The 13,728-nt window shown below is 53.5% G+C and carries 5 protein-coding genes; 1 reads left to right on the top strand and 4 read right to left on the bottom strand.

Features of this window, described 5'->3' with window-relative positions:
* Positions 1-835: 835 nt before the first annotated feature.
* Positions 836-1,054, bottom strand: a complete 219-nt coding sequence (locus tag SCL_RS05340; RefSeq protein ID WP_096360263.1) for a hypothetical protein — start codon at positions 1,052-1,054, stop codon at positions 836-838.
* 1,122 nt (positions 1,055-2,176) lie between these two features.
* Here SCL_RS05340 and SCL_RS05330 point away from each other — a divergent pair.
* Complete coding sequence (locus SCL_RS05330) at positions 2,177-8,479, top strand: HTH domain-containing protein (protein ID WP_096360261.1); 6,303 nt, start codon at positions 2,177-2,179, stop codon at positions 8,477-8,479.
* A 186-nt stretch (positions 8,480-8,665) separates the two neighbouring features.
* Here the strand turns inward: SCL_RS05330 and SCL_RS05325 are convergent, their stop codons facing one another.
* From SCL_RS05325 to SCL_RS05305, 3 genes are all read right to left on the bottom strand, one after another.
* Complete coding sequence (locus tag SCL_RS05325) at positions 8,666-9,295, bottom strand: hypothetical protein (RefSeq protein WP_096360260.1); 630 nt, start codon at positions 9,293-9,295, stop codon at positions 8,666-8,668.
* A 189-nt stretch (positions 9,296-9,484) separates the two neighbouring features.
* Entirely contained in the window at positions 9,485-10,861 is a 1,377-nt protein-coding gene (locus SCL_RS05320) for an AlbA family DNA-binding domain-containing protein (protein WP_096360259.1), read from the bottom strand.
* Between the two features lie 1,069 nt (positions 10,862-11,930).
* On the bottom strand, positions 11,931-13,727 hold the full coding sequence (locus tag SCL_RS05305) for a GmrSD restriction endonuclease domain-containing protein (protein WP_096360256.1): 1,797 nt from the start codon (positions 13,725-13,727) through the stop codon (positions 11,931-11,933).
* Position 13,728 lies beyond the last annotated feature (1 nt).

Genomic DNA, 13,728 nt, shown 5'->3' with positions numbered 1-13,728 from the left:
AATATAACATTTATGGGACAATCATATTTTATGGTGGTTTTTGCGGCTGCCCGCCCATCATGAACTTTGCGGGACGCTTTCATGTGCCATAGGGCTTAGGGATTTAGGAGGGCCAACAGATCCTTGGATGGGATTGGGCCCTTTCTGGCATTGTTATCTTTCTGTTTTTACAGATTCCACAGGCGTATTTCCTGTTTTATACGCTATGCCGTACAAAATTTGAATAACTCGGAAATAGTTGTTCAGGGTCCGGATAAACGCGCCAGCGATTGCTTCTTCGACAAAGCCGGGGCTCGCGACAGGGGACGCCTGTCAGCATGCCGATAACGGGGATCTGTCGTCACTATCGACACGTCGAATGAATATGTCGAAATACCACATCTTTTTCGACAAACTAGAAAGGTCCAGCTTGCTTCGTCCAGGTAATTCGACGGCGCATAAGAGTTAGGACAACTCCCGGGTAACGCTGAATAACGGCAGATGGTCAGGGGCTCTTAAAACTACAAACTCGGCGGCAAAATCGATCTTGGTGAACGGCCACCCCCTCCCGCGCCCGTATATCCTGGAAAGCAATCTTTTCTCAATAGGTTGCATTATATTTACGCGCAAGTTTTTTCAGGAAAAGAATGTCGTTTTGCTGAAACTTATACAGCGCTGGCCGGGGCGCTACGCCGACTCTGCTTGGGCAATGTCCGCCCCTCGACGGTCAAGAGATTTCTACAAAAACTACTCACGATTCAAAGCCGCGGCGCTCGTTCACGGTCAGGAGGCGCGTAATCGAGGACGCACCCCAGGTTTACGCAGCCTGAAGCTTGGGCAGCACGTACCGGCCTGCCTATGCGTGGCCGCACGTGGATAGGCGGCGATTATCCGCTTCGTTCAGTGGCATGTTGTGAATAGTGTCAAATAATCCGTTCATGATCCTGTTAATGGCTTCACAGTCAAATCCGCGCAGCCGCGCGGCCCGCACCTCGCGCGAGATGGTGACCGACTCCTTCGACTTGGCGCCGCCATAGACAATCTCCGGCGCAGGCGGTTGTTGGATTTTTCGCATTAAAGGGCGGCTAGGTCCGGGAATTGTTAAGAATATTCGAATAACCGGCGATAAATGTTAAGTTTTTTCCAATAACAAGGGATGTTGAAATACTGCTTTGGCTCCCCGCCTGGCCTTGATGTGATTCATGGCGGATAACAAGACCACCACTTATTCGCATGGGTGAACTGTTTTGTCCAGCGAACGAACGATTACCAGCGACGGGGCCGATGTAGACCCCTAGCCTCTGGCCAGGGCCAACACATATGTCACAATACCTAGGTACTTATGCATAACTACCTAGGAATTGAGACAGGCCTTTTTCCGCAATACAACACGACCCATGGCGCTGCGACCAGTCGACCGAGATCCCCCGCCGGAAATCGGGCAACAGCCTGTAGGACGGTCGAGTTCGGCAGCCTCCTCGTTGTTGCGCGACAGGCTTTCGGGCAGTTTTTGGCGCGATTTATTTTGTGTTTTATCCTGATTTTATAGATAGATCATCAATATCGCGCCAAAAGATTTGGTCTTATTGGCGCGATATGCGTATTGCGCCACTTTAAGTGGCGCGCAAAAGTCCCTTCTACCAGCCTGATCGCTGCCCCAAACCTGAAACAACTGATGCCATCAAGCTTCAGAGTCGCGTGGTCGTCCAGATACGACAAACAGTACCCGAGTTGCCGTTGCGTTCGCGGCGAGTTGAGGTAGGCTTGGATCGTTAACCCATGAGACACCGGAACATCATCCAGGGTGGACGCGCAGATCTCGAACGAGAGCTGCTCGAAGCCTTGTTCACGCCCGGCGCCGAGGTCTCAGTGCATGACCTCAAAACCCGCCTTGTGCCCCGCGGGCAGGGAAAGCTTCGCCTCGTTACAGACCGGACTCACGAGTACGCTTCGCCCGTGACCGGTGAGAACCCAGATCCCTGCAAAGACTGAGCACGCCTGCAGCACAATGGCCGATAAGAAGGCCGGTCTCCTTGCGACTAGGAGCAGTCATTGATAAAGAAACAGGTGTGATATTCAGTCTGTTCGACAAACTTCTTCTTCGCTGTTCTACGACCCATTCATGATAATAGCCATAATCATGAATTAATTGAATTATAATAATCGAACCCGGGTTCATTCGGCCACGACGGTCGGTATGACGTCAAATAAAAAGGAACGATTCGCCGCAATTTTCGTAGTGACGATGCCCATCACACCAAGCCCGAATCGCTCCACACCACTAGCGTTCCATGAACTCGATGCGGAAACCTTCGAGCGACTTGGAGTCGCAATCATGGAGCACGAACCGGGGGTTAAACGTGCCGATCTTTACGGAGCTGCACGCGATAAGCAGTTCGGCATCGATCTCTATGGCGAGCTTAAATCAGGCGGATTGGATGTCGCCTCTTGCAAGTGCTACAAAAAAATCGAAAAAGGTTATATACCTGCTTGGTCTGACGACTTCCTGCGCCATTGGGAAACGCACTGGAAAAATGAGGGCATTAGGCGTTTTGTGTTGATGGTTGCAGCACCCGTTAATTCCAAGGAACGCGAAGCTGATATCAAAATAGAAAAGGCACGATTTCGCGAGTTAGGGTTGGAGTACGAAGTCTGGGCACCCAGTCAACTGGAAAACAAGCTGCGTCCCCACCCTGGGATCGTCTCCCAGTATCTTAACCCCGAATTGGTGCAAAGAATTTGCGGGACAAGCACCGTGGCACCGCCGGCTATGGGTGCGGACAGCGCATCCGCGAAAGACACCGCAACCTTTAACAGAGTGCTGGTATCGGAGATTACGACGCTCCAAGAAGAACTAGCCGTACAAGTAGATAAGCAGCTAGACGTGGCGACCGATGGGATCCGTCGTGGCGAAGTCAAAGCGGTCGAAGAACAGCTGTGCGCGCTGGAACAGGGCAAGTCGTGGGAAAGACTTAACGCCAAAACAAGAGCCCGAGTCATTAGGCTTCAGGCTTCGCTACGACTTCAGCATGGTGAAATCCATAGGGCCCAGGAACTGCTCGATCGTGCGGATGGCATTGCTCTTCCAGATGAACCGCGGTTGCGCGCTCTGCTTGCTTGCCGAACTGAGGGATCAGACAAGGGGCTGACAGTTCTCGGAGAACCGACTACCCGTGACGGGCTTCACCTCAAAATTGCGATGCTCTTGGAGCTCGGGCATTACGATGACGCCCTAGCGCTCCTTAATCAGGACAGCCGTCTAACGACCCCTGACCCGGAAACTGAACGACTGCGCGCGTTCGCCGAGCTTCTCGCCGGCAGGCGCCGGGAAGCGATGAACGCTATGCTGCGTGCTGAGCAGCTTGCGCCGAGTTGGCCTGCCATCCGCCGTTCGGGCGCAATCATCCGCTACAACGTCGCGCTCTCGCCGCTCTCGCCGATTGACTGGGCGATGATGTTGAACCCGGTTGATTTGGATCTTGTTCGTGACGACGACGAAGCGCGGGGGTATTTGATTGAAGCCATGAGACGTTTCGATACCCTCGCGAACGATGGGCTCGATAAAGCAACCCAAGAACAAGATCGCATGTGGGCCCTGGCATGTGAAAGCAATTTGCGAAACCGGCTCACCTCCGCCGAAAAACGCTGTCAGGATGTACTTAGCAAGGCTCCCGCCAACTCACTGGCGATACTTTGGGCGCTTGCACGCGGATATGAGTTTGATCGTGAACGGAGCCTTGGCGCGATCCGGGAAGCAATCGATCGGAAAGCCGCAGACGCGCAACAAGCACTCGTGGGTGCGCTCATACTCGGCGAAAACGGAAAACCGGCTGATGCCGAATTGCTGCTACGACAGACCACACACTTGTTCGATAATCCACGTGCCGAAGAGATTTTGAAAGAACATCTAGCCGAGCTTGGAGCTCAGAAAGACGATCCCGGAGCGAATGCGAACACGCCATCCGTTAAGGGGCGACGCTTAATGCAGCTCACCCAGCAGGCCAAGTTGACGAACGATTGGGGGGCTGTTGAGACTTTTTTTTCCGAACTAATGAACGAGACTCCTCCGCCTCCCGTTGCCATGGCGGCAGCGCGTGTCTTGGCCCAGGCAAAACGCTGGAACGCCGTCGCGAACCACGTTCCAGGACTGCTTCAGTTCGCCACGTCCGAAGCTGTGCGACTTGCGGTTCACGCTACGTTTAATGCCAACGAACCGCGTCGTGCACTTGAACTTTTAGAAACACATCGCAGTGCTTTTCCGGGCCGTGCTTTGCCGCGCGATCTTCGGGCGATTGAGGTGCAAGCCCATCATGCGGTGGGAAACACGGTCACCGCCTTGCAGCAGGCTGCCTCAATAGCGGTCGAGACGCGAGATATCAGCGACGAGATGATGCTGGCGAATCTGCGCTTCCGTACGGGTGACATACGTGCCGCGATTCCAGCGGTACGACGTGCACTTGAGGAAAACTCCTTGGATACCACTCAGGCTCTGCAGCTTGCGAGCATCGTCGGAGTCGAGGATGCAGATCTCGCTCGCCAACTTTGGCGAAAAGCAGTTACTGACGGGATTCCACGAGAACTCGCACCAGCTGCGCTGAACCAAGCTTTTCGTCTGGGGCTTGATCATGAGGCGTCACACCTGATGGAGGACATCCACGCGCTCGCGCAGGATGGTTCGGGTGTCGTACAAATGATGACGCTCGAACAAATGATCGAGCGTATGCGCGAGTTTCGTGCGCATGCAGGCCAAGTGGAACGCCAATATTCGGATGGTGTTGCACCGGTGCACGTCCTTCCAGCCTTGGCAGCAAATACGTTTGCACGGCTTTACACCCTGCCTCCTCAAAACAATCCGTTTGAGGAGAGCGGACCAGTTTTCGTACGTCACGGCGCCCGCTTGGCGAATCTCGGACTATTGCCAGAGCTGACGACATGGAGGATCCATCTCGATATCACAGCGTTGTTGCTTGCAAATCAGCTCAATCTGCTTTCGCGGCTGGAAGCACTCCCCTCCCCTATCTACATCTCCCGCGCTGCGCCACAGGCCTTGTTCGAACTGCAAAGCGCTATAACCCCTGGCCAACCGCACAGGATAGAGTCCCTGCGGAAAGTACTGACAGCGATCCATCGGAAGATGCTTACGGTCATTGAGGTTGTCGTGAAGAACGACGGACCGCCGATTCGCTCCGAACGTGCGCTGAAGGTGCTCGAGCGCGCAATCGAAACGTCGCCCGATGTCATTGTGATCGCCTTCGACCAGGTTAGCCAAGAGATCCCGCAGCATCGAGATCACTTTCGTAGCATGCGCGACGTCATCGATGCCTTACATAAGGCCGGCGGTATTGCGGCGGACCGCCATGCACGCCTTCTTGAGCAACTCGGCCAAACTGCCGGGCAGCAAAGTGCGATTGAGATTTCAGTAGGCGCGAAGGTCCTGTTTCTTGAAAACACGTTCTCAGTTCTCGCGGACAACGATTTGACCGATGTACTTACGCGCTACTTTCAAATCATTCTCGATCCTGCCGAGATTGAATCGGCCAGGGCCGAAGTGGAGCAAGCAGATCGCGATACAAACATGTCTAGTATGCTCGGGGCGCTTCGGCAGCGGATTGCCGACGGAATCGCCCGCGGCCGCTATCAATTTATAGCGACAACCGTTGCGATCGATGCTGATGGAGATGCCGATGTACTGGAATCCGAGCGCCCACGTTCTTCGATCGAACAGTGTCTCATCGACATTATCACAGCACCCACTCAGCCAAGTGCTATTGCGTGTATTGATGATCGACATGTCTCAAGTTACCCGCGAAATGGCAACGGCATCCCGATAATCGGGACTACTGACGTCCTGCTTGCCCTCCATGAAACTGCACACATTTCGAAAGAGGAGTATTTCGATGCGTTTATCCGCCTGCGCGCAGCTGGAGCGATGTTTATACCGGTGGAACCTGAAGAAGTGCTTCACCATCTTTCCGTAGCCCCTGTCGTTAACGGAGCACTTTCCGAAACGCCCGCGCTCGCAACCATCCGTCGCTATATGGCGCGCGCTGCCCTTTTGGACAATCACATAAAGGTTCGGAATTTGCCACCAGACATGACCGGTCGTCCCAATGAACTTCCATTTCTTTTGTCATTGCGTAAAGTCACACAGGAGGTGATTGTCGCGCTCTGGAAGTTAGACGGGTTCCCCGAGGCATCGCTATGGGCGATGTCAAACTGGGTCTGGGAGAGTCTGCGGCTCGATTATTTGTTGCATCATCGTACCGACCTTGCTGCGGACCGCGACACAAGGACCGTCTCTCTCCTTGCTCTGCAATTCTCGAGGTTCCTAATTGAAGCTATCACTAATCAATCGGGCAGTAATGACCAACGTTGGAGCACTTATACAAGATGGATCTGGGAAATTGTTATTGGCCCGCGCATAACGAAAGATCAGGCCCTTCTAAAAAAGGTGACCGAAATTACCACCGGTTTGTTAGTTGAATTCATAGAGCACTCGTCGGCAAATCAGCCGCGGTACTATCGAGCTGGGATTCGCCGCCAGATCATGAGACTCGTGCAACGACTTCCGCACACCATTCGTACAGCGTTGTATGCCGACCCGCGTTTTATCAAATCGATTGGAATAACGATCCGCAAGGTATTGCACATCGCTGGCGATTCCTTTGATCCGGTCCGTTGGTGGAATGCCGTAAGCGATGCTTTATCCTATGGCAGCACGCACCTGCGAAACATCCATGGCGAGAAACGGCTCATTGTGCGACGTGTGCCTGGACACATGCACACCATCACCATTGGTCCGCGCCGTTACCGCCAAGTACTACGTGATCCGGCTTTTGCGCTGCTAGATCGGTCGATCGCGCGCCGACGAGAAGTCCTGACGAGCAACATCGACTGGTTTGATATTAATTCGGCCGCGCGCGCTGTTGCGATTGACCAGCTCGTGCATTTGCCGACGCCCATGGAGCGCATTGATGCCTTGAATCAATTTCGCAAACGCAGCGTCGTCGCAAGGTACTCGGATCTGCACGCGCAAATTGCTGCTGGCGCGAGAATAAAGTACAGAGCGTTCGATCCACCATCTGCCACTGCATTATTAGAGCATCTTCGCCTGGTGGCCGGAAATGACCAGACGTTCGCTCAAAGATTGAACGCAGCTGCGGATACCCTTATCACTGAATATGGCCCTAGTGGTGCAGTGACGCGACTGTGGGGGCTCCCAGTAAAGTTGCCAGAACCTATCCTACGCGCATTTCGCGCGCTAACCCCGGATACGCGCTCTCGAACACTTCAGGAGCTTCTCGAGTCGGCTACGACACCCCTTGAGCGCACTCACGTCTTGGCACTGCTTCGCACGGTAGCAGAAGATCACCACCGAAACCCGATGTTCGTCGAGCTGGCGTCGCAGGCTTTCGTTGTATGGCAGGCGCACGCAAGATTGTTCTCGACATTGCTGAAGTGGACAGACGTCCATTTTGAACAGGATGAAGACTGGCTTAGATGTTCTGCTACTGATCGCCTAGTTCTTGTCTGGACTCATGCCGATCGTATTGCCTCTGTTGTGTTGAGCGCGGGCTATGATGCCGACAGTGTTGATGCAGATTTCCGCCGCATCAGAGTACCGCGATCTATCGCTAACATGCTTCTTCGAAATGGCGAATACGAAGCAGCTGCCGCACACCCCGAAGCTATCACGTCGGAGGATCTGTTGTTCCATGTGATCGCTTACGTGGCCGGCGACGAACGTTGTGACGAGATATTTACGCCAGAGGTTATTCAAACAGTGTCGCCTTTACTGCACGTGACGGTCGGCGGTGCAACAATGCAAAGCTGGAGCCTTTTGCGCAATCGGCGTGCTGCCAACAACGATCTTGGTTCGTTCCTGACGCTACGACCGATAGGACTGCCCGGTATCGCGGCATCTGATGATGATGCGGTTTCAGAAATGGAAGGGTTAATCGGCACGCTCGAAGCCGATATTGCGTCTCGGGGCGCGTGGGAATATTTTGCAGCCTTGTGCCGCCCGGCAATAAACGCCGATCAACGCCCGCGAATTGACCAACTTGCACGCCGGATAGATCTTGCCGATATCAGTCGGAAAAACTCAAACGATAGCCACCTGTGTTTGGTAATCACCGCTGCCCTTATGCCATTCATAGGAGATGACGCTAAGGCAAATATAACGCGTGCCCTCACTGCATTGGCGGCAGACTTGGCGATTCGCTACCCGGGACCCATGCCAGATAGCTTGATGCCGGAATCGACAAACCTAGCACAACGACACCTTAGCCATTTATTGGAAACGGCAGCTTTAGTAGCCCGCGCGTCGGATCCACTCACGGCTGTACGTCAGCTTGGCGACATTCTCCTGCGCTACGCCCAAGCATGGCCAGCGGCCGCTCCATTGACACGGAACGTCCTTACGAACGTTATAGACCAGGAACCGGTGCTCCTGGGCGCGGAAGTATGGCGCTCGCTTCTTTCTGTCCGCACTATCTAACCGCGTGCTGCGCAAGACACAAATCACAACGTTGACGGTAGACATGGATTTCCGCTGCACCAGCAAACACGACGATATCCGATGATGACGCACCACCGATGCGAACAGAACTAACTCCTACTTCAAACATTCAAGTCCGACCCCGAGCCAAAATGACTGACGCCAATCGTTTTTGCGTTTAATGCGTCAAATGGTGAGCAACTGCGACATGTCGGCCTCGTAGCGTTCGTACGCGCGCCACTCCAAAATGCTTGTCACATTGCTGGGAAGATTCCAGCCCACGTTTCCGTGCAGATCGAATGCCGGATCGCGTATTCCAAAACCATATGTGTGGTTGGTCGCCATCATCTCGAAAATCGTTAAATTCGGTTCATGTAACTTGCCTTCTTCGAGGTGATTGTAATGATTACGACCAGCGTAGATTAATAGCCCAATAGGCACTTCCCGCAGACGCCGACCAATACAATGGCGCATGGCATTCTTGTTGGTTCCTATACACGCCAAAAACTCGGGCGGCACCGATTCATTTTTGGAATAGCGCCGTATTGCCATCGACGCTATTTGCAAAATCGACCCACACAATGTGGCAAGAGCATGTTTCTCCGCGAAGAATTTGCGCTGCGCGTCTCGACTTCGTTCGATGTCTGCCTGATTAGCCGTGATCCATGACTTAAGTATTGCATCGCTCTGTTTGTTGTCCGTTATCAATACAGGTGTTGGTGCACTGCGGAGAATCTGAATGTAGTGATCAATGCCAGCAAAGAGATGCTTCACGGCGCTCGCTGTCTGATTGATGTAGTCTTGGGCTGTTTGCATGGGACGATTCTAGCTTGTACGTTACTGTGCCAAAATGAAGTATCACCTGTTGATTCGTTGCCGGATTGTAACGGACCAACGGGCTTTGGCATAAACCAAGAAAAGAACAGGACGTCTTAAGAAGTTTGTGAAGACGTCTACTAATGTCCCGATCCCTATTTTGCGTTAAGGTGTTTTCCCTTGGCCGAACTATGCATTCCTCCACAAAAGGTCATCCGGCTGCTTGGGAGGCGACAATAGCTCTTTAAGTTCTTCATTGTTTGGTAGGACATTGTTTGCACCACGACGAATGTACAGGTGATCGCCTTGGGCGTCTCGATATGGCATCTCGTTTCCCGGTGGGACCTTTACAATTATCACGCGGTGACCAGCAAACGAGATGGAGGTAACTTCAACGTTAACGGACGGGACAATTCGTCCTCGAAGCGCTTGAAGCACTGCACCAATATACCGACTGACCTGTTGCTCAAAGTCGATAACAGTATTCCGATTCTGATTCACTAACTCGTGTTCGACGCCGAGTACCTGACAGTCATCGGCGATGCCCAAGAAGATATAACCACCGGACTTATTGGCGAACGCTATAGCGGTGCGAATTACTTCCTTAAATTTAGGGTTTGACGGAGCAATATACGGCTTAAATTCGAAAGTAACGCCTTCGCCCGATTTGATTGCTTGCTGAATAATTTTCTCATCTGACGTAATTGGTTTTTCAACAGTAAGAACGCTTGTGGTTCCTTCTAGAGGCCAACGCCCTTCACGATGATAGTCGTAGAGCGTTTCGCTTGGCCCTAATAGAAATAGCTCGAGTCTGCGTACCTCCTCGGGCAGCGACAACGTAGCCGATCCGTCGATATTGACCGTCGCTTCCAGCGGCTCATAATTCATTTCTTGCGAATCCGTCCAGTAGGCGCCCTTTATACAAAGATTCGATTCGCAAGATTGGATCCTTTCGACCTTGATCTGAAGCTCATTCCCGACACGCGCCAATTTTCCTATGTAAGCGCGACATTCGGGAACAAACAACAGAAACTTTCCTCGATAGACATGACTGTCCGTAAGCTCAACGAGCCCTGTCCAGTGCCTTACTGCTGCTAGCACATCAGGGCAGTACGGCAAATTATAGGAAAGCAAGATGTCGTGATTGGCATGCGTGGTATCTTGCCAATCGACGGTGTATAGATGTCCGGGTCTCCGATGAAATCTATTGTTACCACTGAGGAACGTTCGATCTCGGCTTCGATTTTTTACGAACGGAAAACATATGCTTGGTAATTCGAGCCTGGCGTTTTTGAAGCACTGCACAAAAGAATTGAGAGGCACCCAATCCTCGCATAGCCGAACTGACGAGTAGTCCAATTCCTTGGTCGGTTCCGGCGTCTTCTCATCTTTCGTAAAGGCATGCGCTACGATAATAGCCACATCCCACTTATCTCTATCTCTCTCGACTAACACGTACCGAACTCGAGCCAATCCTTGGTAAAAAGAATTTATCGTGAGCGAATCAGCCAAGAGCTCAGCGGCCCCGAGAAAGCTCAAACCGTATTTGCGCGATATTCCACTCATATGTTTGCCTATTGAGTACGTGTAGGCTTCTTAACAATTTGCACTTTTACACCACCCTTCGTGGTTGCTGGAACTGATCTGATTCAGAACCATATCGTCGAACGACTAGCAGATTCCCGAACGATTCCGGGCGCTAACCGGCCACTAGTGGCACTCGGCGACGTTGAATACTCAGCACCCTTAAATATTCATGATAATGGGCGTAATCATGAATTCGAATAAGCCAACCGCGGAGCTGACTGCCAAAGGCCGCGAACGGAACATGAGCGGCATTCCGATGCGTGCGACATGGTGAGGCGTTCGGCCGGTCGCGATCACCGCGACCAAAACGTGACGCGCCCCCGTCCACCCCGTCCATTCCTGGCCATCTGAGTCACGGACGCGCGGAGCCTAGGCGCGTAACGGGTTGATTATCGTGACCGTGGTTCAGAATATGCGAGTTGGGAAGCAGTGGCGGCAGCGCGTCATAAGGCTTGGCTGGGTCGAAACTTTCATCGATATGACTTTTTCTCAGTTATCGACCCGTTTCCGGCACTTGTCGATGCCGTCGACAGGTTGGCATAATGTGTCGAAATTGTAAATGTTCTTCGAAGAGAAACGTTTCGGCCAAGAACAAACCGGCGTGTGCCAGATTTGTGCCAGCGTGGCGCCGGGCATGATTGGAAAATGCGGTAATTCAAATAGGGTTCTGGCGCGAGCAAGCGATACAAGTGGTTGATCGTAAACGCGCCCTACTTCCTGAAGACCGCTCAAAATTTGGTGGGAGCGATCCCGTGTCGGTTCGATTTCGACCCTCGGTACCAATCCAATCAAGGGGCTACAGCGATGTGGCCCTTTTGATTTTCAGTACCGTTTTCCTCTTGTGCCAGATTTGTGCCACTGGTTTCCACGACACGCGGTTTCGCCAACTTCTCGGCGTACTCGACAAGGTGCTCGCCTATTTCTGACCGAACATCGACGCAACGGAACAGGTTTTTGGCGCGCTTGATATCCCAGTGCTCCGGCACCTCCCCCAACCACGGCAGGCCAGAGTCCTTCATCGCTGGATAGGGTTTGAAATCCACGATCATCACAGTGCCTCAAACCATATTTTGATCTTCTGTGCCATGAGCTTTCGACGCGCTTCGAGGAAGTCGTCATAGGCCGGTATATCGCCATCCAACAATGACTCAGGCAAGCAATGCATGCGCAGGTTAGTGCGCATCTCAGCTGCCTTCGTGATGCCGCCGTACTTCTTCTTGCCGCCCGCGCACTGTTCTGCCAACTCCGCGAAATACTTCTCCGGCGCCTTCTTGCCGATGGCGATGTTGATCTCGCTCTGGGCCAATACAAAATTGGCGATCTGATTGTAACGACCCTTTGAAAGGCCCTGCGCCTTCAAGTGTTCTCTCGGGTATACGTGGTGTACGTCGCTGCGGTTCATCAGCAGGTCGAGCACAGTGATATCCCGCGATAGAAAGCCCTTGTCACCAAGCTTCACCTGCGCCGCTTCGTAGGCGAGAAAATAGGGGCTCTGGCCTGATGACGTATCCATGAGTTGCGGGAGCATCCCAGTCCAGAAGCTCTCGGGCAGCTCGTTCTCGATCACCGACTCGGCGTAGCTCGCGAGCCCGCGTGCCGCGACCTGGCGGATGTCGAGGTCAAATGCGGTCTCGGGGCTGCCCGTGTAGCGTCCGCGCAGAATCGACATGGCGTACCAGCGACGCACCAGCCTTTCGAGGTCTGCCGCTGGCATGTTCTCGGCTCGACCGCGCAGGTAGAGGATATAGGCGAAGTTGACCGCGTTACGCCCGCCAATCAGGTCGCTGGTCACAAAACCCGCCGAGCGCAGAATCATCGTGATGCGGTCGAAGTGCGTTTTGCTGATGAAAGCGAGGATGCCCTTCTTGAGGCGCCCGAACGAGTCCTCAGCGATCACCTCCTCGAACTGTTTGGTCTCAAAGTTGCGGCCGGAAAGCAGCGCCACCAGGTCCTGGAGCTTGCCGCGCCCAAACTCCGATGTGAATGCCACACGCAGCATGTCGGTGTAGGTCGGATCGTAGATGTCGTCGTTGATGTCCTTGAGCCAGCGCATCTGGGGCAGGAATTCGGAGACGGCGAACGCCTTGTCACCCTTCTCGATACGCGCAAGGAACTCCGGCGCCACGGAAAGGTGGCAGAAGTAGTCGATGGCTTTGCGCAAAAGATTGCCGCCATAGGTCTCATTGACGGCGATCTTGGACATAACGAAATCGGCCTGGGAGAGCTCCGTCCCGGCGGAGTTCACGCGGATGAATATCTCGGTGACGGTCTCGATGTCGAGATCTTCGGCCAGCTCGATTAAACCGACGTGGTTGTTGATGATCTTGCGCAGCTTCTCCAGCACGCGCGACACGCGCCTGCGATCAGCTCCAGGGTTCTTTTCGGTGTAAGTGTCGGTCAACTCGGTGAGGCTGGTGTCGGGCGCAAAGACCTCGGCCACGTCCTCGATCCAGGCCACGTCCTTGCGGATAGCCGGGTTCCAAACCTCGAACTTCTCCTCTTGCGGATGAAAAGCGATCCGGATGCGGACCGTCTCGTAGTCCTTGGTCAGCACTTCCCGCCCGAGTAGCGCTGCCATAAATGCGGTGACTCGCTGCTGGCCGTCAATCAGAATACGCTTGCCTGCCGAGGGCGTGCCGTCCTTGAGCTTGACCGTCGGGTTTCGCCAGGCGATAAGGTAGCCGACGGGGTAGCCCTGGTAGAGCGAGTCCAGCAGGTTGCGCACCTTCGTCGCCTCCCACACGAAGGGACGCTGGATCTCCGGGATGGCGATCTCGCCGGACTTGACCCAAGTGAGGATGGTCTCGATCGGATGTGGGGTAACAGAATAACGCTGGGTAGACATG

The organism is Sulfuricaulis limicola (assembly GCF_002355735.1).
GTDB lineage: Bacteria > Pseudomonadota > Gammaproteobacteria > Acidiferrobacterales > Sulfurifustaceae > Sulfuricaulis > Sulfuricaulis limicola.
This window is presented reverse-complemented; position numbering and strand designations above follow the sequence as displayed.